General features: G+C 66.2%; 29 protein-coding genes. 12 read left to right on the forward strand and 17 right to left on the reverse strand.

Annotation, left to right across the window (positions count from 1 at the left end):
- Positions 1 to 57 precede the first annotated feature (57 nt).
- The 3 genes from ALTAJ2_RS01560 to ALTAJ2_RS01570 form a co-directional block, all read right to left on the reverse strand.
- The gene (locus ALTAJ2_RS01560) at positions 58 to 423 is read right to left on the reverse strand and encodes a NifU family protein (protein WP_006185839.1); all 366 of its coding nucleotides are present in this window, start codon (positions 421 to 423) and stop codon (positions 58 to 60) included.
- Between the two features lie 60 nt (positions 424 to 483).
- The gene (locus ALTAJ2_RS01565) at positions 484 to 1,959 is read right to left on the reverse strand and encodes an LVIVD repeat-containing protein (RefSeq protein WP_007110599.1); all 1,476 of its coding nucleotides are present in this window, start codon (positions 1,957 to 1,959) and stop codon (positions 484 to 486) included.
- 77 nt (positions 1,960 to 2,036) lie between these two features.
- Positions 2,037 to 3,014 carry an ROK family protein gene (locus tag ALTAJ2_RS01570; RefSeq protein WP_007110598.1) on the reverse strand — a complete coding sequence of 326 codons (978 nt, stop codon included), beginning with the start codon at positions 3,012 to 3,014 and terminating at the stop codon, positions 2,037 to 2,039.
- 147 nt (positions 3,015 to 3,161) lie between these two features.
- Between ALTAJ2_RS01570 and ALTAJ2_RS01575 the strand changes: the two genes are divergently transcribed.
- The gene (locus ALTAJ2_RS01575; protein ID WP_007110597.1) at positions 3,162 to 3,596 is read left to right on the forward strand and encodes a hypothetical protein; all 435 of its coding nucleotides are present in this window, start codon (positions 3,162 to 3,164) and stop codon (positions 3,594 to 3,596) included.
- A gap of 56 nt (positions 3,597 to 3,652) precedes the next feature.
- Here the strand turns inward: ALTAJ2_RS01575 and ALTAJ2_RS01580 are convergent, their stop codons facing one another.
- Both ALTAJ2_RS01580 and ALTAJ2_RS01585 read right to left on the reverse strand, forming a co-directional pair.
- Positions 3,653 to 4,117 (reverse strand): universal stress protein, encoded by a 465-nt coding sequence (locus tag ALTAJ2_RS01580; protein ID WP_007110596.1) that lies wholly within the window; start codon positions 4,115 to 4,117, stop codon positions 3,653 to 3,655.
- Between the two features lie 122 nt (positions 4,118 to 4,239).
- The gene (locus ALTAJ2_RS01585; protein WP_049900900.1) at positions 4,240 to 4,698 is read right to left on the reverse strand and encodes a universal stress protein; all 459 of its coding nucleotides are present in this window, start codon (positions 4,696 to 4,698) and stop codon (positions 4,240 to 4,242) included.
- A 114-nt stretch (positions 4,699 to 4,812) separates the two neighbouring features.
- Here ALTAJ2_RS01585 and ALTAJ2_RS01590 point away from each other — a divergent pair, with 114 nt between their 5' ends.
- From ALTAJ2_RS01590 to ALTAJ2_RS01615, 6 genes are all read left to right on the forward strand, one after another.
- Positions 4,813 to 5,553 carry an SDR family NAD(P)-dependent oxidoreductase gene (locus ALTAJ2_RS01590; protein ID WP_007110594.1) on the forward strand — a complete coding sequence of 247 codons (741 nt, stop codon included), beginning with the start codon at positions 4,813 to 4,815 and terminating at the stop codon, positions 5,551 to 5,553.
- 475 nt (positions 5,554 to 6,028) lie between these two features.
- A complete protein-coding gene (locus tag ALTAJ2_RS01595) occupies positions 6,029 to 6,721 on the forward strand; it encodes a YqjF family protein (protein WP_007110593.1) in 693 nt (230 codons plus the stop codon).
- 126 nt (positions 6,722 to 6,847) lie between these two features.
- Positions 6,848 to 7,645 (forward strand): YqcI/YcgG family protein, encoded by a 798-nt coding sequence (locus ALTAJ2_RS01600; RefSeq protein ID WP_007110592.1) that lies wholly within the window; start codon positions 6,848 to 6,850, stop codon positions 7,643 to 7,645.
- A complete protein-coding gene (locus ALTAJ2_RS01605; protein ID WP_007110591.1) occupies positions 7,642 to 8,241 on the forward strand; it encodes a cysteine hydrolase family protein in 600 nt (199 codons plus the stop codon). The genes ALTAJ2_RS01600 and ALTAJ2_RS01605 overlap by 4 nt, the downstream gene beginning before the upstream one ends.
- A gap of 96 nt (positions 8,242 to 8,337) precedes the next feature.
- Entirely contained in the window at positions 8,338 to 8,805 is a 468-nt protein-coding gene (locus tag ALTAJ2_RS01610) for a phosphopantetheine adenylyltransferase (protein WP_007110590.1), read from the forward strand.
- 70 nt (positions 8,806 to 8,875) lie between these two features.
- Positions 8,876 to 9,286 carry a hypothetical protein gene (locus ALTAJ2_RS01615; protein ID WP_007110589.1) on the forward strand — a complete coding sequence of 137 codons (411 nt, stop codon included), beginning with the start codon at positions 8,876 to 8,878 and terminating at the stop codon, positions 9,284 to 9,286.
- A gap of 33 nt (positions 9,287 to 9,319) precedes the next feature.
- Here the strand turns inward: ALTAJ2_RS01615 and ALTAJ2_RS01620 are convergent, their stop codons facing one another.
- Both ALTAJ2_RS01620 and ALTAJ2_RS01625 read right to left on the reverse strand, forming a co-directional pair.
- A complete protein-coding gene (locus ALTAJ2_RS01620; RefSeq protein ID WP_007110588.1) occupies positions 9,320 to 9,763 on the reverse strand; it encodes a universal stress protein in 444 nt (147 codons plus the stop codon).
- A gap of 76 nt (positions 9,764 to 9,839) precedes the next feature.
- On the reverse strand, positions 9,840 to 10,637 hold the full coding sequence (locus ALTAJ2_RS01625) for a ZIP family metal transporter (RefSeq protein ID WP_007110587.1): 798 nt from the start codon (positions 10,635 to 10,637) through the stop codon (positions 9,840 to 9,842).
- A gap of 161 nt (positions 10,638 to 10,798) precedes the next feature.
- On the opposite strand from ALTAJ2_RS01625, the gene ALTAJ2_RS01630 reads away from it, so the two are divergent.
- Positions 10,799 to 12,439, forward strand: a complete 1,641-nt coding sequence (locus ALTAJ2_RS01630) for a potassium channel family protein (protein ID WP_049900897.1) — start codon at positions 10,799 to 10,801, stop codon at positions 12,437 to 12,439.
- 29 nt (positions 12,440 to 12,468) lie between these two features.
- Here ALTAJ2_RS01630 and ALTAJ2_RS01635 read toward each other — a convergent pair whose 3' ends face one another.
- From ALTAJ2_RS01635 to ALTAJ2_RS19530, 4 genes are all read right to left on the reverse strand, one after another.
- A complete protein-coding gene (locus ALTAJ2_RS01635; protein WP_007110585.1) occupies positions 12,469 to 13,719 on the reverse strand; it encodes a digeranylgeranylglycerophospholipid reductase in 1,251 nt (416 codons plus the stop codon).
- A 207-nt stretch (positions 13,720 to 13,926) separates the two neighbouring features.
- Positions 13,927 to 14,853, reverse strand: coding sequence for a hypothetical protein (locus ALTAJ2_RS01640; RefSeq protein WP_239647682.1), 927 nt, complete (start codon positions 14,851 to 14,853; stop codon positions 13,927 to 13,929).
- Between the two features lie 121 nt (positions 14,854 to 14,974).
- Entirely contained in the window at positions 14,975 to 15,391 is a 417-nt protein-coding gene (locus tag ALTAJ2_RS01645) for a universal stress protein (RefSeq protein WP_049900894.1), read from the reverse strand.
- A 316-nt stretch (positions 15,392 to 15,707) separates the two neighbouring features.
- A complete protein-coding gene (locus ALTAJ2_RS19530; RefSeq protein ID WP_007110582.1) occupies positions 15,708 to 15,857 on the reverse strand; it encodes a DUF7557 family protein in 150 nt (49 codons plus the stop codon).
- 192 nt (positions 15,858 to 16,049) lie between these two features.
- Here ALTAJ2_RS19530 and ALTAJ2_RS01650 point away from each other — a divergent pair, with 192 nt between their 5' ends.
- Positions 16,050 to 16,289, forward strand: coding sequence for a hypothetical protein (locus tag ALTAJ2_RS01650; RefSeq protein ID WP_007110581.1), 240 nt, complete (start codon positions 16,050 to 16,052; stop codon positions 16,287 to 16,289).
- A gap of 19 nt (positions 16,290 to 16,308) precedes the next feature.
- Here the strand turns inward: ALTAJ2_RS01650 and ALTAJ2_RS01655 are convergent, their stop codons facing one another.
- The 4 genes from ALTAJ2_RS01655 to ALTAJ2_RS01670 all read right to left on the reverse strand — a co-directional run bounded on the left by ALTAJ2_RS01655 (position 16,309) and on the right by ALTAJ2_RS01670 (position 20,217).
- Entirely contained in the window at positions 16,309 to 17,100 is a 792-nt protein-coding gene (locus ALTAJ2_RS01655) for a hypothetical protein (protein WP_007110580.1), read from the reverse strand.
- Between the two features lie 114 nt (positions 17,101 to 17,214).
- Positions 17,215 to 18,303 (reverse strand): copper-containing nitrite reductase, encoded by a 1,089-nt coding sequence (nirK, locus tag ALTAJ2_RS01660; protein WP_050031412.1) that lies wholly within the window; start codon positions 18,301 to 18,303, stop codon positions 17,215 to 17,217.
- A 361-nt stretch (positions 18,304 to 18,664) separates the two neighbouring features.
- The gene (locus tag ALTAJ2_RS01665) at positions 18,665 to 19,594 is read right to left on the reverse strand and encodes a ferritin family protein (protein ID WP_049900914.1); all 930 of its coding nucleotides are present in this window, start codon (positions 19,592 to 19,594) and stop codon (positions 18,665 to 18,667) included.
- A gap of 119 nt (positions 19,595 to 19,713) precedes the next feature.
- Positions 19,714 to 20,217: a hypothetical protein gene (locus tag ALTAJ2_RS01670; protein WP_007110578.1), complete on the reverse strand. Its 504-nt coding sequence runs from the start codon at positions 20,215 to 20,217 to the stop codon at positions 19,714 to 19,716.
- Between the two features lie 204 nt (positions 20,218 to 20,421).
- On the opposite strand from ALTAJ2_RS01670, the gene ALTAJ2_RS01675 reads away from it, so the two are divergent.
- Positions 20,422 to 21,069 carry a hypothetical protein gene (locus ALTAJ2_RS01675; RefSeq protein WP_007110577.1) on the forward strand — a complete coding sequence of 216 codons (648 nt, stop codon included), beginning with the start codon at positions 20,422 to 20,424 and terminating at the stop codon, positions 21,067 to 21,069.
- A 129-nt stretch (positions 21,070 to 21,198) separates the two neighbouring features.
- Positions 21,199 to 24,162 (forward strand): excinuclease ABC subunit UvrA, encoded by a 2,964-nt coding sequence (gene uvrA, locus ALTAJ2_RS01680; protein WP_007110576.1) that lies wholly within the window; start codon positions 21,199 to 21,201, stop codon positions 24,160 to 24,162.
- A gap of 13 nt (positions 24,163 to 24,175) precedes the next feature.
- Here uvrA and ALTAJ2_RS01685 read toward each other — a convergent pair whose 3' ends face one another.
- Together ALTAJ2_RS01685 and ALTAJ2_RS01690 are read right to left on the reverse strand one after the other, a co-directional pair.
- Positions 24,176 to 24,742, reverse strand: coding sequence for a DUF3368 domain-containing protein (locus ALTAJ2_RS01685; protein WP_007110575.1), 567 nt, complete (start codon positions 24,740 to 24,742; stop codon positions 24,176 to 24,178).
- Positions 24,739 to 25,035, reverse strand: a complete 297-nt coding sequence (locus ALTAJ2_RS01690; RefSeq protein WP_007110574.1) for a UPF0175 family protein — start codon at positions 25,033 to 25,035, stop codon at positions 24,739 to 24,741. The genes ALTAJ2_RS01685 and ALTAJ2_RS01690 overlap by 4 nt, the downstream gene beginning before the upstream one ends.
- A gap of 137 nt (positions 25,036 to 25,172) precedes the next feature.
- On the opposite strand from ALTAJ2_RS01690, the gene ALTAJ2_RS01695 reads away from it, so the two are divergent.
- Positions 25,173 to 25,589: a hypothetical protein gene (locus ALTAJ2_RS01695; RefSeq protein WP_007110573.1), complete on the forward strand. Its 417-nt coding sequence runs from the start codon at positions 25,173 to 25,175 to the stop codon at positions 25,587 to 25,589.
- Positions 25,590 to 25,593: the final 4 nt, after the last annotated feature.

The following is a 25,593-nucleotide window of genomic DNA, read 5'->3' on the forward strand; positions in this document are numbered from 1 at the left end:
CCCTGTCAACAAGGACCACGCGGCTCGGGATGTCCGGACCGATGCAACGCGAGGGACTCAGAGGTGATCCTTCCCCGGATTTGACGAGCCCCAGTCGCCGCGGCCGCCTTCGGTCCGGTCGACGCCCATGATCGATTCGGGCTGGTCGGGCCCGCCGAGGCTGTCTCGCGCGTCGGGGACTCGGACGGTGACCTCGTCGATCTCGGGCCACGTGATGAGTTCGGCCTCGATGTTGCCGGTCGTCACGTCGCTGACCGAACAGCCCGAACAGCCGCCGCCGAGTTCGATGATGACCTCGCCGGTGTCGGGGTCGGCCGCCCGCACCGCGCTGGTCCCCCCGTGCATCTGGATAATCGGCATCTCCCGGGCCATCCACTGCTCGACGCGTTCCTTCAGGGACGGGTCGTCCGCGGAATCAGTCATAGGTCGTGCTAGACGCTCGAGCGGGGAATAAGTTGGGTCACACGTCCGAATACCGTCGAATTAATCCTGAACGTTTTCGCGGCGGCGCAGCCACTCGAGGGCGACCCCGCCACCGACGAGGCCGGCGATGCCGGTGAAGCCGGGGATCGAGTCGCCGGCGTCCCCGGTCCCGTCGGAGTCGCGGTCGGCGTCGACATCGGTCCCGTTCCCGGTCGCCTCGGTGTCGTTGTCCCCCCAGTCCTCGGGGGCCTGAATCGAAGGCGGGTCGGCCTGTTCGCCGGCTTCGATCGGGAACGTGTAGAGTGCCCCGTCGAGCGACGCGTTCGAGATCGCCTCCGTACTGCTCGCGAGGAACGTTTCCCCGGGGTCGACGACGCGTGCGGTCCAGAACCCCGTCCGTTCGGGGTCGCGCCACCAGGCGACCCGTTCGGGAGCGGTCGGGTCGGAAACGTCGTGTATCTTGACGCCCGCTCGGTACCACGAGGAGTAGAGGTGTCCGTCGCGGAGTTCGAAGTTGTGCGACGTGGTCCACATGCCGCCCCTGCGGGACTCGTCGGTCGTCCGCGTCGGATCGATCGACCCCCGGTGTGTCGGGCGAGCGGGATCGCTCACGTCGTAGAGGTCGATCCCGCCCGGGCGGTCGGGGTCCGCCCCGCCGGTGGCCCAGGCCTCCCGGCCGACCGCCAGCAGGTCCCCCGCGTCGTCGACCATCGCGTAATGGTCGTTGCCGGGCAGTCCGTAGACGGCCTCGGGCGGGTCGTCGATCCGGCGTTGGTCCGCGAGGGAGGTCGTTCGAACGTGTGAAACGTAGCTGGGATCGGTCGGGTCGCTGACGTCGACCAGATAGGTCCCGGCGTTCCAGAAGGGGAGATAGGCGATGTCGTCGTGGACGGAGATATCGTGCAAGTAGCGAGCGAGCCAGAAGATGTCCCCCCACCCGGGTTCGTGGTCCAGCAGGGACCAGTAGCCGAGTTGCGTGATTTCGTCGCCGCCGACGTCGAGGATCACGAGCGAGTTCCGGTCCACCGTGTTGGCGGGGACGAACAGCAACTCATCCTCGAGATAGCAGTTGTGGACATGGTAGCCGGTTTCGTACGCGCCGGTCGGGACGGGGGCGGCGGGATCGCTCACGTCGTAGCAGCGAACCCCCAGATACTGGTCGCCCGAGTTGATCGGGCTCACGGACTCGGCGGGGCCGGCGACGACGAGGCGGTCGCCGTCGACGGCCAGATCGAGGAGGTTCGTCAGCGGGCTCCCGTCGATTTCGACATCGCGTTCCTCGGCGAGCACCGTCGGCTCGGTGGGATCGCTGACGTCGACGGTGACGAAACCGGTCGTCGCGGCGACGTACGCGATCTCGCCGTGATCGCCGACGACGGCCTCCGCGGCGTTGTCGATCGGAACGCGGCCGAGCGGTTCGTAGCCGGCCGACTGTCGGGCCACGGCGGCGCTCGGACGGGACGCCGCGAGGCCGCCCGGCAAGGACAGGGCGAGACCGGCGGCCCCACTCCGCTCGAGGAACGCTCTCCGTTCCATACGCAACACAGCCGGACGCAGCCACATAGAAGTAGTTACTCGCGGCGCGTCCGCCTCTCGTGCCGCGTGCCGGACGGTCAGCCCCGTAGCCGTCGTCGATCCCCGGTTCCTTCGGTCAGGGCGCTCGCCAGCGCGCCTTCGAGGACGACGTCGTCGCCGTGGTCCGTGACGCGGATTTCGGGGACGTTCGTCATCACCATCTCCGAGACGCGCTCGCGGATGGGGTCGACGACGAGGTCCTCGTTGTGCAGTGCGACCGCGCCGCCGAAGGAGACCACGATCGGGGCGAAGGCGTGGACGACGTTGGTCACGCCGATGGCGTTCCAGTGGGCGAGTTGCTCGATGACGTAATCGGCCAGTTCGTCCTCGCCCGCGAGCTCGAAGACGTCCTTCGCAGTGAAGTCGAGGTCCTCGAGCGGCAGGGCCGTCGATATCGTCGGATCGTCCTCGGCGAGCAGTCGAGCGTAGTCGGGGATGGCGTTGCCGGAGCAGTAGGCCTCCCAGTGGCCGTCGCGGCCGCAGCCACAGGTCAGGCGGCCCTGCGGGTCGACGACGTAGTGGCCGACCTCGCCGGCGTTGCCGTCCCAGCCGCTCATCACGGCCCCATCACAGCAGACGCCGGCACCGATCCCCGAGGAGATGGTTATGTAGGCCATGTCGTCCGGGTTGCTGGCGGCGTGAAAGCGTTCGCCGATGACGCCCGCGGTGGTGTCGTTGTGGAGATGGACGTCCTCGCTGTCGATCAGTTTCGCGATCGGTCCCGTCAGCGGGATCCGGTCGATAGAGTCGGGGAGGTTGGCGGGATCGATCACCGCTCCCTCCGCGAGGTCGAACGGACCGATCGAGCCGATGCCGGTCGCGGCGATGCGCTCGGGATCGATCCCGGCGTCGACGCACGCCTCGCGAAGCGTTCGAAGGACACCTTCCGTCACGTCGATACCCGTCGGCCCGCGTGGCGTGGATCGGCGACTCACGCCGATCGTCGTCCCGTCGGCCTCGGCAACGATGGCCCGGACGTTGGTCGCGCCGAGATCGACGCCCGCATAGTAAACCATGCTGTCTAGGGGACGACTGCGGCCGTACTTAACTACCCAGATTGTACTCGACAACGAGTTGCGATTTCGATACGTTACGGATCGGGAACCGATCGGCAGCGAGCCGTCGGCGACACATGTATGATAGCATGCACCATAGTTCGACGTATGGGTACCGACGACACCTGGCCGACCGCGGAGTCGTCCGCCGAACCGGAACCGACGCTGTCCGACGCGGAACGTGAAGCGCTCCACGAGGTCGAACTCGGCCTCGAGTGGGTCCAGCGTGCACAGGGTTGTCTGCTCGAGTTCCACCACGCGACGGGCCACGGAATGGATCACCTCTATCGGGCCGAGGAGTTGCTCAGGGCGGCCGGTCACGACGAGTTCGCGGACGCGATTCGGACCGACCTGCTCCCCCACGGCGTCGTCGACGAGGACCGCTGGTCCTACGACGTCGTCGAGAACTTTCAGGAGACGTTGCTGGCGGAGACCCGATCGCTCGAGCGGCGGATCCGTCGGGACCTGGCCGACGGCGAACGACACGTTCGCGAGCGCCGACAGGAGCGGGCGTGGAAGCGACGCGCCGACGAACGGGAGTGAGAGAACCACGGCGACGGGAACCGGAGAACGCAGGGCCCGACCGCGTCGGGTCGGCGCTAGTCCATCACGTCGAGGTCGCGGAAGTAGGTGACCGGGCAGGGCGCTTGCAGAATGATCTCCTGTGAGACGGAGCCGAGGACGGCCTTTTCCGCGGGCGAGCGTCGGCGACCGCCGACGATCATGCGGTCCGCGTCGATGTCGATCGCCATGTCGACGACCTTCGTGCTGACTTCGCCGAGCGCGCCCTTGATTTCGTACTCGACGCCGGCCTCCTCGAAGCGGTCGGCCAGTTCGGGAACCGGTGCGCGCTGGGCGGCGACCGCGTTCGGATCGACGTCGTCGACGCGGGCGTCGAACCCGAGGTCGTCGTGGACGTCCTCGTACTCCTCTTCGGTGAAGGCGTGCCCGATCACGACGGTCGCCTCGAGCGGTGCGGCGATCTCGAGGGTCGTTTCGGCGAGTTCCGGCGCACGCACTGCGTCCATCGGTCCGACGGCGAGAAGTACCGTATCGATTGCCATACCGTCACAGTGGTTGTGCCATCCGCTTAAGTATTCTCGTCGTTGCAGTATTGCGGAAACAACGCTTCCGGGGCAGTGAAGCCGCTCTCCCGACGGCTCGGCGGACGAAGGCACTGCACGGCTCAGGCCGCGTCGTCGTGGCGAACGAACGTGACCGGACAGGGAGCCGACAACAACACCTCCTGTGCCGTCGAGCCGAAGACCGCCTTGCCGGTCGGTGATCGCCGCCGCCCGCCGACGACGACGCGGTCCGCGCCGACGCTGGCTGCCAGATCGACGATCGTCGGGCCGTGTTCGCCGACCGCGCCCCGGATCGCGTAGTCGACGTCGTGCTCGTCGAGAACGCCCTCCAGATCGTGGATCGTCGCGTGGCGCGCCGCCACCGCATCGGGGTCGATCTCGTCGACATCGGGGTCGAACTCGAGGCGGTCGAGCACGTCGTCGTACTCGCTGCTGGTGAACACGTGGGCGAGGACGACGGTCGCGTCGGCCGGTTTCGCGACTTCGATCACCGTTTCGGCGAGTCGATCGCTGCGGTCGCCGTCGCCGGGGCCGACGGCGAGCAACACCGTGTCTAGCATCGATGACGAATTGACCGCGCACCGCCGTAAATCCGCGGGGTGCAGACACCCACCGCCGGTCGGCGAGACCCGGGTTCCGGACGATTTTTGCCCGTCGTCGCCGACCGACGGTGCATGGAGGGTCCCGATCTCGCAGGACAGACGGTACTCGTCACGGGCAGCGCAACGGGCGTCGGTCGCGAACTCCTGCTTTCGACGGCCGACTGCGGCGCGCGGACGGCGGTTCACTACCACACGAGCGCCGACGCCGCCCGCGAGGTGGCCGCCGCTGCCCGCGACCGCGGCGCGGAGGCGGCGATGACGATCCAGGGCGACGTGACCGACCCCGACAGCGTCGACGGACTCTTCGCCGCTGTCGAGGCCGAGCTCGGAACCGTCGACGTGCTAGTGAACAACGTCGGCGACTTCGCGCCCGCCCACTGGGCCGACCTCGAGTTCGAGACCTGGACCCGCGTCCTCGAGACCAATCTCAACGGCACCTACCTCTGCTCGAAGCGCGCCCTGCCCGGGATGCGCGAGCACGAGTCCGGCCGGATCGTCAATATCGGGTACGCCTCGAGCGAGCAGGGACTCGTCAGTCCGAAGAACTTCCCCTACTTCGTCGCGAAGAAGGGAGTACTGATGTTCACGCGCATGCTCGCGGCGGACACCCAGGACGACGGGATCACGGTCAACGCCATCTCGCCGTACGTCGTCGAGAACTCCGACGAGTTCCCCGCGGAGTTGCCCCGTGACCGGCCCGCTTCCTTCGAGGACCTGATCGCGCCGCTGTACTTCTTCCTCGACCCGGATAGCGAGTATATCAGCGGCGAGAACGTGGAGGTCGACGGTGGCTGGTTGCCCGAGCGAGTCTGATCGACGATAGAAGTCGTGGGGCAGTATGCTCCAAGTCTTGATCGATATGATCTTCCCCTAACTGATCGGCAGACGGCCACCTTTGTACAGATTATAACGAGTCCCAAAATGTTAATCGCATGTCTGCCGAAGCTATCTGCAGTGATGGACTACCTGCCGCACCTGACACCGGTCCTGGATACTGTTGAAGTGATCTTTCTATAATTCGAACGTATGAGTGAAAAACTATTGCTATTTATCATCGTCGGCGCTGTATCCGCTCTCGTATCGAATTACGCTGTGTCCGGTGGCACATCCGGTGCGGTCTCTTTTGGTATCGGAACCGTGATTGCCGTAGTGTTTCTTTATAAAACATCGACTGTGAGAAATCAGGGATAATCCATCGTGCTCGACGGTGGCTGGTTGCTCGAGACGGTGTGAACTGATCGACGCTGTTTGGCTACGGCTTTTCGTGCGGTCGGCCCCTGCTTCCGGTATGAGCCTCCCGATCGCGATGGGCTGGCGGCACCTGCTCTTTGCCAACTGGCCCGTCGATCCCGCAGTCGTCGCGGAACGGCTCCCCGATAGCCTCTCTGTCGAGACCTCCAACGGCCGGGCGTGGCTCTCGGTCGTGCCGTATCTCAACGTCGACGTTCGCCCGCGGGGTGTCCCCGCGGCCGCCGGCGTCGACCTGCCCGAACTCAACCTCCGGACGTACGTCAGCCGGGACGGCGAGCCCGGCGTCTACTTCTTCAGCCTCGATGCGGCGGGTGCCCTCGGGGTCGTGGGCGCGCGTCTCTTCCATCGGCTTCCCTACTACTACGCCGACATCGAAATCGCCGCGACCGACGGCGGAATCGCGTTTACCAGCGAGCGCCGTCATCCGGGCGCGGCCCCCGCCCGGTTCGTCGGCACCTACGAGCCGGTCGGGGACTCGTTCACGCCCGACCCCGGCTCGCTCGCGGCGTTTCTCACCGAGCACTACCGCTACTACACGACGGCTCGAGACGGCACGCTTCGCTACGCCGACATCGATCACGAGCCCTGGACGCTCCGGGCGGCGACGGCCACCGTCGAGACGAACACGCTGTTCGAGGCCAACGGGTTCGAACCGCCCGCGGGATCGCCGGTCTGTTACTACAGCCGCGGCGTCGACATCGCGTCCTCGCGCAATCGGCAGTGGGAGTAATGCTGTCAGCTGACACGATCCCGTCTCGACCGAGCGTCGATGCGCGAACGGCATTGCAGATGTTCGTACCCTCCGGTATCGCCGAAAGCGGAAGCTACATTTTCGCGACGCCGAAACGTGAGAACGATGAACGAACCGGGAGTGCAGTCGCTGATGGACCAGGAAACGCTCGATCAGCGCGTTCGGACCGGCGATGCGCCCGACTGGGTCGCCGACCACTGGCACTCGTTTCGCGAGGGGTTGCTCGGCGAGCGAAACGGAACGTCGTTCCCGTGTTTCTTCGGGGCCGAATCGGTCCGGGACGGCGACCCGCTCTACACCGCCGTCCCGTCGACGAGCGACGCGGACGCCCTGCTGACGCTCCGCGATCGGCTCCTCGAGTACCTCGACGTCTACGAGGACCACTCCGGGCGGGCCTCCCTCGTCACCTTCTTCAAACCGCCGGCCCAACCGCTGTCCGAGCGGGAGTACCACGAGACGTTGTGGCATATTCTGCAAACGCTGCACCTCCACGACCCCGCGCCGTGGCCCGACTCCATCCCGACGGACCCCGACGACCCCCACTGGGAGTTCTGCCTCGGCGGGGAACCCATGTTCCCGACCTGTCGAGCCCCGTTCTACGAGCAACGCAAGAGCCGCTACTGTCCCGTCGGCCTCGAGATCACGTTCCAGCCGCGGGCGCTGTTCGAGTCCCTCTCGGTGACGGCCGACACCGAGGCCGGCCAGCGCGCTCGCGACGTCATTCAGGGGCGACTCGAGGAGTACGACGGCGTCTGCCCCCACGCCGACCTCGGCGACTGGGGCGTCGAGGGCGACCGGGAGTGGCCACAGTACATGCTCTCGGAGGACGACGCACACGCCCCGTCGACGTGCCCGATTACGATCACCCGGACGCATCCGAAACCCGCCGCGAGGCTCCCATGACGAACGGCGGGAGCGCCCCGGACGGACCCGCGGTGGACGACGAGCGACTCGCGGACGCCGCGCTCGTCCTGATCGACTTCCAGCGGGGGTTCGACGACCCCTCGTGGGGGAACCGAACCAACCCCGACGCCGAAGCGAACGCGGCGCGGCTGCTCGAGCGCTGGCGCGAAACCGACCGGCCGATCGTCCACGTTCGACACGCCTCCACGGAGCCCGATTCGCCACTCCGACGCGGCGAGCCCGGGTTCGCGTTCAAACCGGAGACGGCACCGCTCGGGGGCGAGACGACGATGGAAAAGGCCGTCAACAGCGCGTTCGTCGGGACGGAACTCGAGGCGTGGCTCCGCGAACGGGGACTCGACACGCTCGTGATCGCCGGCCTCACGACGGACCACTGCGTCTCGACGAGTACGCGGATGGCGGAGAACCTCGGCTTCGATCCGCTTCTCGTCAGGGATGCGACGGCGACCTTCGACCGGACGTTCGATGGCGAGTCCGTCGACGCGGCAACGGTCCATCGCACCGCACTGGCCCACCTCGAGGGCGAGTTCGCCGAGGTGGTGACGACCGCTTCGATCCTCGCGACGCGGTCCTGAGCCGCCCCGCTCGCCCGCGACGCTCGACTCGCGTCTCTCGGTTGCGACCCGTGACTTCCACCCCACACTTAACCGGGTTCCCGTCCTCGAGTCGGTATGCGAGTCGCAGTCGCCGGCACGTTCGGCCCCCTCCACGACGGCCACCGAACCCTGTTCGAGCACGCGCTCCGGTTCGGCACGGACGGCGTCGTCGTCGCGCTCACCAGCGACGAACTGGCGGTCGAGACGCGCCACGAACCCCGCCCCGTTCCGCCGCTCGAGGAGCGAACGCGGGCGGTCACGGAGACGCTCCGCGAACTCGACGAGTGGGACCGCGACGTCGAATGCCGCACGCTCGAGACCGAGTACGGGATCGCGACCGACGAGCCGTCGATCGACGCGCTGGTGGTGTCACCCGAGACGGCCCCCGAACTCGAGGCGATCAACGACCGTCGCCGGGAGCGCGGGTTCGACCCGGTGTCGGGAATCGTCGCCCCCTACGTCTACGCCGACGACGGCGAGCGGATCTCCTCGACGCGGATCGTAAAGGGAGAGATCGACGAACACGGACGGACGGTCGCGTAGCGTCGGCCCCGTGCCGGCAAACGCATCGATGACGCAATAATAATAGCTCGGGAGACTGTCAACGTAGCTAATGACTGGAGACCGGCGACCGCTGTTGGTCCTGTTGCTGGCGAGCGCACTGCTCGCGACCCTGATGGTACACCTGCGGTTCGTTCCGCGATACGTTCCCGACGACGTGCTGTTGACCGTGCTGACCGTGGGTGCCGGGTGGGTGACGTATACGCTCGTGTTCTACGCGCTCGGCCGGCTGACGGCCGCGCCACAACATCAGGAGTTTCCCGACATGCGGTTCGCGGACATCGGGATCGCGTTCCTCCTCGTTTCGATGTTGCTCCTGCTCGCCTTCGACGCGTTCGGACTCCCATTCGACGGGTTGCTCGGCGTCTACGCCGTCCCCGCGCTCGGGATCTACGCCGGCCTCGCGTGCATCGGCTGGTCGATCGGCCGCCGCACGGAAGCGATCAACGAGATCGTCACGTGAGGCGAGTCCGCGCTCGTCGTCACACCCGGGGACTCAGTCGTCCTCAGAGCCCGAGTTCGCCACGAAAACCGGCACGTCACCGAACCGGATGACGTGGTCCGTGACGCTGCCCATCGCCAGTCGGTGAACGCCGCCGCGACCGCGGGACCCGATGACGATGAGGTCGGCGTCGATATCGCGCGCGTACTCGAGGAGCGCCTCCGCCGCCGCCCCTTCGAGGACCGTTCCGGTGACCGCGAGACCCGCCGCCTCGGCCCGGTCGACGATCTCGTCGACGTACTCCCGTGCCTGGCCGCGGATCGCGTCCTCGGCGCTCGCGGCATCGCCGGGCAGTCGGAGGTCGCCCAGCGGCCCGGTGTCGGCGACGCAGACGACGTGCACCGTCGCGTCGTGGGCGGTCGCGAGTTCGATGCCGGTCTCGGCGGCGGCCGCGGCGTGGTCGCTGCCGTCCGTCGGCAGCAAAATCGTGTCGAACATCGTCCCGGTCGTACGACCAGGACCGTGAAATTCCTGCCGGAACGCCGAGTTCGCCCCGGCCCGGACGGGCGAGGGGTCAGATAACGGCCAGCGGAAGCATCACCAGCACGCCGATACCGATGCCGGCGGCAAGGTCCGGCTTGCCGCCGTGGGGTAATCGCTCGCCGATCGCCAACGCCTCGGGAACGAACTCCGTGAGGACGAGGTAGATCATCGCGCCGGCGGCGAAGCCGAAGCCGTACGGGAGGAACTCGCGCGCGTAGCGGACGAAGCCAAAGGCGAGGATGGCCCCGATCGGTTGCGGCAGACTCGAGAAGACGGCCCACCAGACGAGTTTCCAGTTCGCGACGTCCATCGAGCGCAGGGGGATCGAGATCGCGGTCCCTTCCGGGATATTGTGGATCGAGATCGCGATCGTCATGAAGATCGCCAGGACCGGGATGGTAAAGCCGAGCAGTTCGGTCCCACCCTCGAGTCCGAGATCGGCGAAGGAGACGCCGATGGCCACGCCCTCGGGGAAACTGTGGACGGTCAGAATCCCCAGGATGAGCACGAGTTTCTTGAAGTCGGCTTCCTCGTACTGCCGGGGCTCGATCTCGGCGTCCATCAACACGTCGTGGGCGATCACGACGAGTCCGACGCCGGCCGCCATCCCGATCGCGATCTGGAGGGGCGTCCCCTCGGCCAGCCCCTCGTCGACGAGCCCGAACAGCGAGGCGGAGATCATGATTCCGGAGGAGAGACCCCAGAGAATTACGTTTCGACGATCGCTGATGCCTTCGAAGAAGAAAAACGGGAGCGCGCCGAGGCCGGTCGCCAGCGCGGTAACGAGCCCAGCAACGAACACCAGCGCGAGGTTCTCGAGGAGTGCCATCCGTCGGAACGTAGAACCGAAGGCATAAATCTGCGGCGGAGCCAGCGTCGCTGGCCGTTTCGACGGCAATTGACCGTCGTATGAAGGGGGTCGCTGACGTGGGAGACCCGCGACCCCCGTCGACCGGTACGGTCAACAGTCGGCCGACCAATGACGCGTGTATGTCACTGTGGCGGTCCCGTCGGACCGGCTACTACCTCACTCTGGTGGCCGTGACGACCGTGGTTTCTACGCTGGTGTACAACTACGGCATGGCGACGTTGGAGAACGATCCACAGCCGCTCTACCGGTCGCTCGAGATCGTCTCCCAGACGTATACCACGACCGGGTACGGCGAGGACGCGGGGTGGTCGACGCCCCACATGAACCTGTTGATGATCGTCCTCCAGCTCACGGGGATCGGCCTGATTCTCACGGGGGTCGACGTCTTCGCCGTCCCGTGGCTTCGAAACACGCTCGCGACGACGGCCCCCACGGTCGCACCCGACGTCGAGGACCACGTCGTCATCTGCGAGTATACGCCTCGCGGCGAGGCGTTCATCGAGGAACTCGAATCCCGCGGTCAGGCGTACGTCGTCGTCGAGGGGGACGAGGAAGCAGCCACGGAACTGCACGAGGCGGACTATCGGGTCGTACACGGGGACCCGGAGTCGACCGACGTGCTCGAGAACGCCGGTATCGAACGGGCGAGGGCTGTCGTGGCCGACGCGACCGACGACGTGAACGCGAGCATCGTTCTCTCGGCGCGCGAGGCGAATCCGGCCATCCGGATCGTGACGCTGGTCGAGGACCAGCGCCTCGCGGAGTACCACGATATCGCGGGCGCCGACGAGGTGCTGTCGCCGCGCCAGTTGCTCGGCGAGAGCCTCTCCCATCGGGTACCGACGGCCGTGACGACCGCGGTCGACGATGGGATCGAAATCGGCGACGATCTGGAACTGGTCGAGCTGTCGATCGCCGAGGGAAGCGACCTCTGCGGACGGACCGTCGACGAAATCCAACCCCGCGAACGGTTCGGCGTCGACGGGATCGGCGCCTGGATCGACGGCGTATTCGAGAGTCCGATCCCGCCGGACCGCGAGTTCGATACGGGGATGCGGCTACTCGTCGCGGGCGAACCGGAGCGGATCGACACCATGCGGGCGGAGGCGATGTCGACGGTCCACTCCTTTTCGGCCCGGCACGTGCTCATCGCGGGCTACGGCGAGGCGGGTGCGGCGGCGAGCGACGCGCTGGCCGATGCGCACACGCGGGTGACCGTCCTCGACAGCGACGACAGGGACGACGTCGACATCGTCGGCGACGCTCGCGATCCGGATGCGATCCGCGAGGCCGGTGTCGAAGACGTGTCCGCCGTGATCGTGACCCTCGACGACGATACGACGGCCGTCTTCGCGACGCTCGTCGTCCGCGAGTTGAACCCGTCCGTCGATATCATCGTCCGTGCGAACGACGCCGACAACGTCCAGAAGCTGTACCGGGCGGGTGCCGACTACGTCCAGTCGCTGGCCACGGTCAGCGGACGGATGCTCGCCTCGACCGTCTTCGATGACGAAGAAGTACTGGCCGTCGACAGGGAGATCGACGTCGTCAAACTGCCCGCCGGGCGGTTGGCCGGTCGGACGGTCGTCGACGCCGACGTTCGCTCGCGAACGGGATGTACCGTCCTCGCCGCCGTCAGGGACGGCGAGACGATCTCCGAGTTCGATCCAGCGTCGTTCGTCTTTGAGGACGACGACGACGTCGTGCTCGCCGGCACCGACGAGAGCGTTCAGTCCTTCGAAGCGCGATTTCTCGCCTGAGTACCGCCGTCGCGTTCACCGGCGGCGGATTAGAAGAAGGAGCCGAGATCGAGATCCAGTCGCTGTTTCGCGAGGTCGACGAGCAACGGTGCGTCCCCGGGCTCGAGCAGTTTCGCGATGGCGCGGGTGTTGCCCTTGTTCGCCTTTGCCAGCGTGTCGTCGTCGAGCCGCTGGAGATCCCGCATGAGATCGTCGTAGCGGTCGTTCGGGGCGAGATAGAGGAGCTGGGTCATCAGCAGCCGGCTCTTGGCGTTTGGTGCGACGTCACGGTGCCAGAGCGTCTCGTAGACCGCGAGGTTCTCGGCGGTCGGCTCGACGCCGTCGTGTTTGAGACAGCTGTCGGCCGTGGCGGCGGCCGCGCGACCGGACTGCATGCACTTGTTGATCCCTTCGCCCCAGAGCGGATCGAGGCTCGGAACGGTGTCGCCGATCGCCATGAACCGATCGGTGTGGAGCTGCCCGGGTTCCTGAATGTGGGCCGAACCGCGGTGTTGTTTACCCTCGATCGGCTCGGCGTTCCGGAACCGCGGGTCCGTCTCGAGCCAGTGAGAGAGGTAGTCGTCGATCGTGAAATCGTCGCGACTGTACTGGTCGTGGCTGCCGTTCTGGATGTAACAGAGGCCGACCTTGGCGGTGTCGTCGCCGGTGTGGAAGATCCAGGAGTAGCCGCCGGGGGCGATCTCGTGGTCCAGTCGCAACATCATGGCGTCGCGCAGATCCGCGAAGCCGGGGCGATCGATGTCGATGCCCTCGAACTCGTACTCGATGCCGATGGCGTGGTTCTCGCGTTTGAGATCGACGATACCGAGTTTCTTCGCGAGGGGGGCGCTCGGGCCCGTCGCGTCGATCACGATGTCGCCGTAGACCGCCTCGTCGCCGTTGTAGGTGACGCCGACGATCTCGCCGTTCTCCATGATCGGCGCGGTGACGCGAGCGTCGAACCGGTACTCCGCCCCGTCGTCGCGGCTGTCGCGTACCAGATAGCGTTTGAAGTCCGCGAACTCCAACACGGCACCGGTCTGGTCGCGGACGTAGTGTTCGGTCGGCGACTCGAGGACGACGCTGTCGGTGTACTGCATCACGACGTCGTCGGGGATGCCGAAGGCGGCCATCATGGAGTGGAAGGTCCCCGCGGTGGACTTGTTGCTCTGACGCGGGAACTCGTCCTCGGCCTCGGTCTCGAGGACGACGACGTCGTACCCTCTGGCGGCGAGATCGCGGGCACACTGTGCGCCGGCGGGACCGGCACCGGCGATGACTACGTCGTAGCGGTCGTTCATGTAATCCAGACTGTTGTGGACCTTAATTAGTTTGTCCTGTTACGGTCGCCGGTACGTGGCGGAATCCCTTGAGCATCGGCCCTGGGACCGGAAACGCGTCGGACCCCGACCACAGCGTCGGTCGCGGGCGAGAGGCGTCACGCGACCGACGCGAGCGGAACGGTCCGTTCGAGCCAGTGGACACACTACGACCGGACGCGAGCCCGGTCACTCGTACGCTTGTGGTGGCCTGAGTGCCGCGATGTACTCGGTGCCGTCGTACCGGACGAACCAGTCCCCGGTCTCCTCGTCTCGCTCGAGCGCGGGGTGCGAGAGAAAGCGGTCGGATAGCGACCGAAACGCGTCGTCCCCCTTATCACCGGTGTACCTGCTCTCCTCGATCGCCTCGGTGACGATTTTCCCCTCGGCGTCCGAAAGCCCGGTCAGTTCGAACCGATAGTTCGAGCGAAGCCAGGCCAGGAAGTCGTCGTCCGTCGACGCGACGCGCTCGGCTTCGTAATGGTAGGTGTATCCCTGTCTCTCTTCGGTGCTCGCCAGTTCGACCGGATAGCGCTGTCCGTCCCGGATGACCGCATCGTATTCCATCTCCGGAACGAGGACTGACGCGTTCACCTCCTGTGTGTCGTAGTATTCGTGAACGGATTCGTACTCCCGGTCCCCGGTTTCCGGCGGGAGAGCGCCACGAAGCGCTGTGCTGTCTTTCTCCGACAGCGTCTCGTATTCGACCGCGTTCGTCGCGTCGTCGGACGGCGTCGTCGCCGCGGTGACCCGGACTTCCGCTTCGGTCAACATCCGTTCGACCGTGTTGGTCAGCGAGAGCGTGTAGTACGCCCCATCGTACTCGAGCGGCCGGTCGACCGACGATCCGGCGTCCGGTATCGCGGGCCGCGGCTGTGGCTCCGGGGAGGGGCTGTTTCGTTTGTGGGTTCCGCGTTCGATCGTTTCGACGATCGGACGGAGTCTATCGGACGTGGTATCGACTGGGATCGTCCTGACCGCGTTCGAGAGGAGGGCATCGTCGGCCGTCTCCCGCATCTCCATGTGTGGGCCGTGACCCGAGCAGCCGGCGACCACCGCTGGAACAGTCGCGGCGACTGCACCGAGTACCTGTCTGCGCCGCAGTGACGGGGACATATAGTGTGTCGAACACTATTCGGTCACCGGTAAATGCTTTCCGTCCGAACGGTTCGAGCGGGACGAAAACGGATACTGAGCAGCACACCCGAGGCCGTCGTTCGACGGGGCGAGCCGCTCTCTAACGGACGATCGTCACCGGAACGGGGGCCCGTCGCGCGACCCGCTCCGCGACGCTGCCGAGTAACACCCTCGAGACTCCGGTTCGGCCGTGACTGCCGACGATGATTCGGTCCACGTCGTTGGTCGTCGCGTAGTCGACGATCGCGACGGACGGCTGGCCGACGATCGTCTCCGTCTCGAGCGCACAGCCGTAGTCGGCCGCGCGGTCCTCGGCGTCCGCGAGCAGTTCCCGAGCGGCCTCCCGCTGGCGCTCGAGTAACACGTCCGGGCCGAGGTGTGCCACCTCGCCGTAGCCGCTGTTGGTCGGATCGACGGCGTGGACGGCCGTGAGCGCGTCGTCGGGGTGTTCGGAACACGCGAACTCGAGTGCCGCCCACCCCGGCTCCGAGTCGTCGAGCGCGACCAGCAGGTGCATATCGACCGCTACGGGGAGCACCCACTTGAGTGTCGTCCTCAACCACATTCGATCGTCCGGGGCTCGGCGGCCCGGTGACTGGCGGCGGAAACGACGAGCGGACATCGGGAAGCGACGCGAGGCGGCCGTCAGTCACCGGCGGCGGTCACGATCGACCGCAGCCTGGCTGCGGTCCGACGCCCCGACGGCCGCGGAGGCCGCTCCGGTCACGTCGACGCCGCAGTCGAACGCGTGGGCGACGTCCCGTCGGTCCGCTCGGCGACGAGTCGACGGTCGGGAAGTTGGCGGCGAAGAACGGGTACTCGATCCCTATTCCTTACTCGGAGTAGCCTTCCTGCAGGAACGCCCCTTCGGTCTCGTACATCGAGACCAGTTCAGCGATGAGTTCCTCGGCTGATTGCCCGTCCTCGCAGTGACTGTCGAGTCGATCCTTGAGGTCGTCGCTGATCTCGAGTGTCTGTGTCATGGTGGGTGAAAACGCGACGCGATCGGAGTCCGATCGAACGCGTCGGCTGTATCGTCGGCCGCTAGCGACAAATAGTCCCGGGTCGCGCGTGCAGTCGAACCGGACCGTCGTGGATCGGACGGGACGGTCCCGATGGGACGCCGGCACGGGACGGCCGTTCGTTTACCCGGCTGGTCGCGGTAGAGAGCGGATATGGCAGTATCACTGACCGACGACGCGGTCGGCAAGACCGTGGTCGACGCCGACGGAAAGAAACTGGGCCTCGTCGCGAAAGTCGAGGACGGGACAGCCGCGGTCGATCCCGACCCCAGTCTGGCGGAGCACGTGCTCGCCGCCGTCGGCTGGGAGGGGGAAGACGACGAGGACTACGTCGTCACCGAGGACATGCTCCAGCGGGTCGACGACGAGGTCGTCCTGCGGGGCGAACTCTAACCCCGAATCGGACGCGGGACTACTCGAGGGACCCGTCGTCGAACGACTGTTCGCGCCAGGTCGTCCAGTCGTAGAGGCGCTCGAGTTCGCCGCCCTGCTGGCGTATCGCGACGGCCGTATTGAACAGGAAGGCGGCGACGAGCGACGTTCCGACGAGCCACGTGGCGTCGGCGAGCGCACCGTACCCGGTCGCGTAACTCGTCACCAAGTCGACGAACACGATCGCCGCGACGCAGACGATCGCCGGCAGCAGGTGCCGGGTCAGCGCGGCGAACGTCGTTCCCTCGTGGACGCGGACGGCCCGAACCCCGTAGAGGACCGCCCACGCGGAGGTGACGACCCAGCCGACCGCGACAACCAGCCGGGTCGAGGACGTCTCGACGAGGAACGTCCCCCACCAGGCAGCGACGAAGCCGACGATCACGACGTAGTCCGCCCACACGGGCAGCAACCGGGAGCGATCGCCCCCGGTCGGCTGGTCGTGGTACATCGCGCGGATCGCCAGCGCGAGAAAGAGGATGAAAAACAGGATCGCGCCGTCGACGAACCGGCGGATCCAGTCGGGCTCGAGCAACAGCGAGGCGATGCCGGCGACGGCGTAAACGATCGCCGCACCGATCCCGATCAGGAGGTACCACTGTTCGGTGTGCGCCTCGACCGCGAGGACGTCCCGGACGTAGATCGTCGCGTAATAGAGCAACACCACTGCTGCGACGCCCATCGCGAGATACGCGAACAGCCGTCCGATCGCGACCGTCGCGGCCGGATCACTGGCATCGAACGTAATCGACGGAATCGGGGCGAACACCATCGGGTGCAACTGGCGTCCGAACCGGTATAAGTATACAGCACCGTTTCCGGGGAACGGGAAGGCACCGACGGATCCGGTCCGCACGCGACTACTCGAGCGGGCGGGCGGGTGCCGTTACGGATCTGCGTCGTAGATGTCTCGGGTGGGGTCGCCGGTGACGTCGACGACGCCGAGGGCGCCGCGGCGAGCGGCGCGGGTGAGGGCGTGGTCGACGATCTTGACGGGGCCGGGGACGGGGAACTCCATTTCGGCCGCGGCGGTGGTGCCGGGGGCGACGGGTGCGGTTTCGACGTTGCGGTCGGGGTCGGTCAGGAGGTCGCCGTCGCGGTAGAAACGGCTCCAGACGTTGCCGATGGCGTGCCAGGAACTCAGGAGGTTCGGGCCGCCGTTGGCGAAGTACACCCGGGCTGTTTCGCCGGTGTTGGCCGCCATGGGGACGCCGCCGTCGGGGGTGAAGCCGTAGGCTTGGCCGTTGAAGACGACGTAGGTCGGCTCCTCTTTGAGCATCGCATCGAAGTCGAAGCCGTGGTGGCCCTCCTCGCCGAGGTCGCCGTCCGTGTAGATCTCGTGCTGGCCGAGGTAGAACTCGTTGTCGACCTCGGGGAGACCGTCCTCGGGTTCGACGAGGATCGAGCCGAACATGCCCGCGCTGATGTGCTGGTCCATGTTCGGGATCGCGCAGTGGTAGATGAACACCCCCGCGTAGTCAGCCGTGAAGCTGATCTGGGTAGGGTCGTCGCCGGGCGCGATCGTGGTCGCGTCGGCCCCGCCGCCGGGGCCGTAGACCGCGTGGAAGTCCATGTTGTGGGCGGCCACGTTCAGGTCATCCGGCACGTCGAAGGTCAGGTTCACCCGATCACCACGGCGAACCCGGAGCATCGGTCCCGGCACCTGCCCCTCGAAGGTCATGTACTCGAAGGTGACCCCCGGCTCGATCTCCGCGGTCACTCGCTCGGTCCGAATCGTGACGTCGTGTTCGCGGGGCTCGTCCCAGTCGACTGGATCCGGGATGTCCGTAGGGTCCCGCGCGATACGATCGACGTCGACGGACTTGGCCGCCGGTAGCCCGCTCTCAGCCGCCGGCTCGTTGCCTTCCGTACTGCTCCCCTGTGTGTCGCCACCGAGACAGCCGGCGACTGCTAACGCGCCGGTTGCCCCGATCCCCTGCAATACGCGCCGTCGGTTGAGTTGTGGTTGGGTCATCGTTCTTCCCCTCGAGTAAGCGTATGGTAGACGTACGTTCAATAGTATCGACGGTTCCCGTGGAACGGTAACCGATTCGGCGATTCCCCGTATATCGTGGGTGATTATATACTCCCGCGAGGGACGGCCCCTCTTGGCGATGAAGTGGCACTCGCGGGCGGTCACGCAATGACTACTGATGACGATCGTCACCGATCCCGAGGGGACACTCGAGCGACTCGACGATCGGGAACCGTCAGTCGGCCGCTACCGACGCCGGATGCGGTCCGCGTGTCGGTCTCCGGGTTCGACAGTGCGGGGAGGCGTAGACGCGCTGTTCGAGGCGGGAGATGGGCGGTCGAAGCCGGTCATCGAGGTGGCGTCAGTCGGCGGCCTGGCGCTCCTGGAGGGCGGCTTGAACGTCGTCGTACCGTTCGAACCGATCGGCACCGATGTAATCGACGGTATCCTGGAGGTACTGGACGAGTTGTGACCCGATCTTCTGTTGGTCGTAGCCGTCGAAGGGCTGCTCGTCGTAGAGGGGATCGGCAAGCAGCCGGTTTTCGACGTACCGCTCGATTCGCGGTTCGTAGACGTCCGCGACGATGTCGGGTTCGGCCACGGCCAGTTGTTGTAAGATCCAGCGTCCGTTTTCGATGTGTCGCGTCTCGTCCTGCCGGACCTTGCCGATCGCCGCCTGGAACGACTCGAGGACGACCTCGCGGCCCATCTCCGCGGCTTTCAGTTCGATCATCTGGTCGAAACTCAGGTAACCGCCGCGGGCGAGTTGTGCCTCGACGATGCCCATGTAGTTCAGGTAGGCCTCGCCGAGCGTGTAGACGAGTTCGGTTCGGTCGCCGCCGTCGATCGCCGCCAACAGGTCGTCCGCGGTGTCGTAGAGGTCGTCCGTGCTGTATCCCTGTTCCTGATACCCGCCCTCGCGGTAGGGGGTCGTCTCCTGCGTCCCGAACACCTCCTCGAAGTAGCGGCTGAAGAAGTCGGTGTGTTTGGCCTCCTCGTAGACCTGCTGGGCAAGGTACATCTCCTCTTGGACGGTATCGAAGGGCATCTCGTCGTTGGGGAGCGCGTCAAGCGCCATCATGTACGGCGCGAGCGTCCGCGTGACGTCCTCTTCGCCGTCGTAAAACCCGGAGCACGTCGCGAGGAACCGCTGTCGCTCCGCCTCGGAGAACCGGTTCCAGTCGTCTCGATCCCCGTCGAGATCGTACTCGTCGGGGTCCCACGTTCCCTCACGCTTGCCCTTGCGATAGAGTTCGTACGACTTCTCGCGCTCGCCGTAGTCGACCGTCATGTGTTGACGGTACGACATTACCATAGATGAACGTTCGGAAATGTGTCCTGTATAACACGTTCCGGGCGCAAAACGCACCGGCGCGGCGAGTCCGTCTACTGGACGTGGCGTTCGCTCGGCTACTCGGACCCCGAATCGGCCGCCGCGGCCGCGGTCTCGACCATCGTTTCCCGCTCGTCGAAGTACACCGGTGCGTCGGCGTCGGCCTCGAACTCGATGATTCGGGTCAGTGCCTCCTGTCCGTCGTCGACGGTCGAAGCCAACTCCTCGGCCAGTTCGGTGTAGCCGGCCGCCAGTTCCTGAAACGCCTGCATGCGGGCCTGTTTCGCCTCGACGAGGAGTTGCTTTTCCTCGAGTTCCGCCTGTAGGTCCTCGATCGCCGCGACGTCGACCTCGCTGGCGTCGGGCACGTCCGCGGTCGAGGGCGTTTCGGTCGCCGCCACCTCGTCGGGCAACGCCTCGAGTCGCGACCGAATCTCGGCCATCTCCTGGTCGATCTCGTCGAGGAGGGCGTCGGCCTCGTCGTTCATCGTCTCGACACTGCCCGAAAGCAGGCCCGCCTGGGTGCGACAGTACTCGACGCAGTCCTCGACCGCGAGTGCGTCCGCGGTGTCGTCGCTCATAGTCGGCTTTGGGGCTGCCGGCCGAAGACACTTTGGTGCGGCCGTCGCCGCTCGGAGGTGACGGAGACGCGAACGGCGTCGGAACACGGTCCTCGAGGGGACGGGCGACACAGCGCGACGGAAGCGACCGGTGCCACAGCGTGGGACCGCGAGAACCCGCCGATTGAAGGCATCGGTCCCGCCACACGTAACCTGTAACACGGGATGCTCCATCCAGACACGCTCACAACCCTGACCACCCTTCGATCGCATGGTCCTGCAGCCGTCACCCCGAGCGACCTCGAGAACGTCGTCACGAATCCCGCGACGCCCGAGGAACTGGCGCTCGCGTTCGGACTCTACGTTCTCGGAACGATCGCTATCGGGGCGGTCGTTCTCGCCGTGTCCCAGTCGTCGGTCCGGCGGCTCGAGACCCGGATCGTCGAGCGTCCGGTACCCACGGGCGTGATCGGCATCGGCGTCCTGGTCGGCGGCGGTGTCGCGTTCGCGGTCGTCACCGCCACTGCGTCGTACCTCGTCGCGGCCGGTGTGCCGGCATCGGTCGGTACCGGACTCGAGGCGCTGGCGCTCGCGTTCCCGATCGGGCTGACAGTCGCCAACACCGTCGGCGTCATCGTCCTCGGCTCGAGGCTGCTCCGGCGGGTCGGCCGAGGACCGAAACCGAACCTGTGGCTCGCGCTCGCCGTCGGAGCGATCACGGTCAACGTCCTCTATCTGCTTCCGGTGGTAAACGTCGTCACCGTCATCGGGCTGGTGGCCGTCGCGACCGGGGCGATCGCCGGCCAGTGGTGGCACGATCGCCGGGAGAGTCAGTCCGATTCGACGCCGCGGGAGCGTTCGGCGGACGGGTAAATGTTTAGTGGTAACGTGTGTCTTGCTATTGCCCTTTCAGACTCGTTAAGTCCCTGCGGCCACTGACTCGGATACAATGAATCCGGAACCGCGTCGACAGCAGAGACAGTCCCGAGTTGCGATCGAACGATGAGCAAGGACTCCATCGAAGTACGCGGCGCGGAGGAGCACAACCTCAAAGACATCGACGTCACGATCCCACGGGAGGCGTTTACGGTCGTCACCGGCCTCTCGGGGTCGGGTAAGTCCTCGCTGGCGTTCGAGACGGTCTACGCCGAGGGCCAGCGCCGGTACATCGAGAGCCTCTCGGCCTACGCCCGGAACTTCCTGGGCCAGATGGACAAACCGCAGGTCGAGACCGTCGAAGGGCTCTCGCCGGCGATCTCGATCGACCAGAAGAACGCCGCGAACAACCCGCGTTCGACCGTCGGGACGGTCACGGAACTGCACGACTACCTGCGCCTGCTCTACGCCCGCGTCGGCACGCCCCACTGTCCGGACTGCGGCCGTGAAGTCGGCGAGCAGAGTGCGCAAAACATGGTCGAGCGCATCCTCGAGCTCCCGGCGGGGACCAAGGCCAAGCTCGCCGCACCCGTGGTCCGCGACCAGAAGGGTGCCTTCGAGGACCTCTTCGAGGAACTCGTCTCGGAGGGGTACGCCCGGGTCGAGATCGACGGCGAGGAACACGACCTCACGCTCGACGACCCCGACCTCGACGAGAACTTCGACCACACCGTCGACGTGATCGTCGATCGGGTGAAGGTCTCCGCCGAGGACCGCCCGCGGATCATCGACAGCGTCGAGACGGCGCTGGACGAGGCCGAGGGCGTCCTGAAGGTCATCCTCCCGGACGCCTCCGAGGAGGTCGCCGCGGACCTCGGCGAGGAAGCCCGCCGAACCGGCGCGCTCGGCGAGGAGACCGCGGAGAACGACCGGTTCGTCGTCGAGTTCTCGAAGGACCTCGCCTGTACGCACTGCGGGATCGACATCCCCGAGATCGAGACCCGGTCCTTCTCGTTCAACTCGCCCCACGGTGCCTGTCCCGAGTGTGAGGGCCTGGGCGAGACCAAGGAAGTCGACGAGGCGCTCGTCCTGCAGGACGAGTCCAAGCCGCTCAAACACGTCTTCGAGCCCTGGAGCTACAACCGCTCGTACTACCAGACCCGGTTGGACGCCGTCGCGGAACACTTCGGCGTCTCGCTGTCGACGCCGTTCGAGGATCTCGAGGAAGACGTCCAGCAGGCGTTCCTCTACGGCACTGACGGCGAAGTGGTATTCAAACGGAGCACCAAGAACGGCACGCGCCGGAAGCAAAAGCGATTCGAGGGCGTCATTCCGAACCTCGAGCGCCGCTACATCGAGACCGACTCCGATTCGACCCGCGAGCACATCGAGGACTACATGTCCGTCACGGAGTGTCCGGCCTGTGACGGCACGCGGCTGAAGCCCGCCAGCCGCGCAGTGCTGGTCGACGACGCCTCGATCACCGAGATCAACGCGATGAGCATCGGCGACGCTCGCGACCACTTCGAGTCGATGGAAGCGGACCTCACCGAGCGCGAGCGGGTGATCGCCGAGGAGATCCTCAAGGAGATCCGGGCGCGGCTCGGGTTCATGTGCGAGGTCGGCCTCGACTACATCACGCTCGATCGGGAGGCGTCGACGCTCTCGGGCGGCGAGAGCCAGCGCATTCGGCTCGCCACGCAGATCGGGTCCGGTCTCGTCGGCGTCCTCTACGTGCTCGACGAACCCTCGATCGGCCTCCATCAGCGGGACAACGACCGGCTGCTGGACACGCTCGAGGAACTGCGCGATCTGGGTAACACCCTGCTCGTCGTCGAACACGACGAGGAGACGATGCGGCGGGCGGACAACGTCATCGACATGGGGCCCGGTCCCGGCAAGCGCGGCGGCGAGGTCGTCGCCAACGGCCCCGTCGAGGAGGTCAAAGCCACCGAGGACTCCGTGACCGGCGACTACCTCTCCGGCCGGCGGCAGATCCCGGTGCCCGACGAACGCCGCGATCCGGATGGCGCGTTGACGATCCGTGGTGCGCGCCAGCACAACCTGAAGGATCTGGACGTCGACATCCCGATCGGCTGTTTCACGGCCATTACGGGCGTCTCCGGCTCCGGGAAATCAACCCTCATGCACGAGGTGTTCTACAAGGGGCTCGCTCGCCAGATGAACGACAACACGTCGGTCATTCCGGGCGAGCACGACGCGCTCGAGGGGCTCGACGAAATCGAGACCGTTCGCCTGATCGACCAGTCGCCGATCGGGCGTACGCCGCGGTCGAACCCCGCGACTTACACCAGCGTCTTCGACTATATCCGGGAGCTGTTCGCGTCGACGAAGCTCGCGAAGCAGCGGGGCTACGAGAAGGGGCGGTTCTCGTTCAACGTCAAAGGCGGCCGCTGCGAGGAGTGTGGCGGCCAGGGAACGGTGAAAATCGAGATGAACTTCCTGAGCGACGTCTACGTCCCCTGTGAAGAGTGCGACGGCGCGCGCTACAACGACGCCACGCTCGACGTCACCTACAAGGGCAAGACCATCGCCGACGTCCTCGAGATGAGCGTCGAAGAGGCCTACGACTTCTTCGAGTCCTCGAGCCAGATCCGCCGCCGGCTCGAACTGCTGAAAGACGTCGGGCTGGACTACATGAAGCTCGGCCAGCCCTCGACGACGCTCTCGGGCGGGGAGGCCCAGCGAATCAAGCTCGCCGAGGAGTTGGGGAAGAAAGACTCCGGCGAGACGCTCTACCTGCTCGACGAGCCCACCACCGGCCTCCACAGCGAGGACGAACGCAAACTCATCGACGTGCTCCACCGACTGACCGACAACGGGAACACCGTCGTCGTCATCGAACACGAACTCGACCTCGTGAAGAACGCCGATCACATCATCGACCTCGGCCCGGAAGGCGGCGAGCACGGCGGCGAAATCGTCGCCACCGGGACGCCCGAAGCCGTCGCCCGACTCGAGGACTCCCACACCGGTCGCTATCTGCGCGATCTACTGCCGGCGATCGATCTCGAGGGGCCCCGCGGGGAGCGCGTCGAACCGGTGACCGCACCGATGGACGACGATTGACGAGCGCCGCTCGTCACCGGTCGGAGGCGGCATCCTCGATCAACCGTTCGGCCCGCCGGAGCAGTCGTGCGCTCAATCTGGCCCCGGTTTCGTCCATCGCGAGGAGGACGTCCGTCGCCGCATCGGCGGTAATATCACCCCGCTCGACGGCGCGGACGAGGATGCCGATCGATCCCGACACGGGAATCGAGAGTGCTTTACAGGTGTCTCGGAGGGGTTTGTCGTCGGTTACGACAACCGCATCCGACCGCTCGAGCGCCTCGCCGAGGAGCGCGACATCGCCCGTCCAGGCCGGGTTTCCGGGGGACGTACGGATGGACTGCTCGAGGTGTTCCGTCGCCCGTTCGTAGGCCTCCAATCGGGCATCGTCGTCGGCGATGGAATCGAGAACGTGGACATCCGCCGACCGTACGGCTCGCTCCAGTTCGCTCGCCGCGGGATCGTCCGTTATCTCCCGCTGTACTGCGGCTGGAAGAGCCGTTCGGCCTCGAGTCCGGTAGAGAAGCGGACACGAGCCGGTTTCGGCGAGCGTGATGAACGTACTCGCGTCGACAAGCAGTGTTCGGTCATCACCGGTCATCGTAGCGCGTCGGCGTCGGATTCGAGGTCGGCCTCGTCGTAGTTCGAGAGAACGCCACGCTCGTTGGCCTCACGCATCATACGCGTGATCGAGACATCGGCGATCTCCGCAGCGCCGCGCATGCCGACTTCGCCCTCCCGGTACCGCTCGAGGGCGATGCGAATCAGTTCCTCGCGCGCACCGCGTCGAACCGCTTCCCGAATCGCATCGCTCCGCCCGCCGTCTCGCTGTTCCGCCAGTCGGTCGAGGAGATCCAGTTCCTCGGAACTCATCCGAGCAGTGACGTTTTCCATGCGTATTGCATCGTATTGCAACGTAATAAGAATGGCCCCGCGGGGAGCGCGTCGAACCGGTGACCGCACCGATGGACGACGACTAACTCGAGTCGAGTGAGTACACCTAACTTCGGCCCCGCCGAATCGACCGACCGATGAGTGGACTGAAGACCGTCGTTCGCCACGGATTCACCGGCGGCGGGGTTGCAACGCTCCTGTTAGCCGGGCTGTTCGTCGTCAATGCCGACGCGGCGGCTCCGTCGATGCTGCTCCTGATCGGATGGCTCGCCGCCGTCGGCGTGGTGCTCCTCCTGGCCGGAACCCGTGAACGACTCGCCGTCGCCGGTCGAACCGTCGGCTGGCCCCGCGTCGCCGCGGTCGGCATCTGGATACTCGCGATCGGTGCCGGGGCGTTCGGCGTCTCCCAACTCCGCACGCTCGAGACCGGGAGCGGCACGTGGCTGCTCACCGCTGCGATGACCGTCTTTGCGATGGGGTATCTCGCGTGGTTCGCCCGCGAGTGCTGGACGGGTGGCCGCCAGTTGGACGACGAAATGTTCGCCGTCGAGTGACGCC

This window comes from Natrinema altunense (genome assembly GCF_000731985.1).
GTDB classification, from domain to species: Archaea; Halobacteriota; Halobacteria; order Halobacteriales; family Natrialbaceae; genus Natrinema; species Natrinema altunense.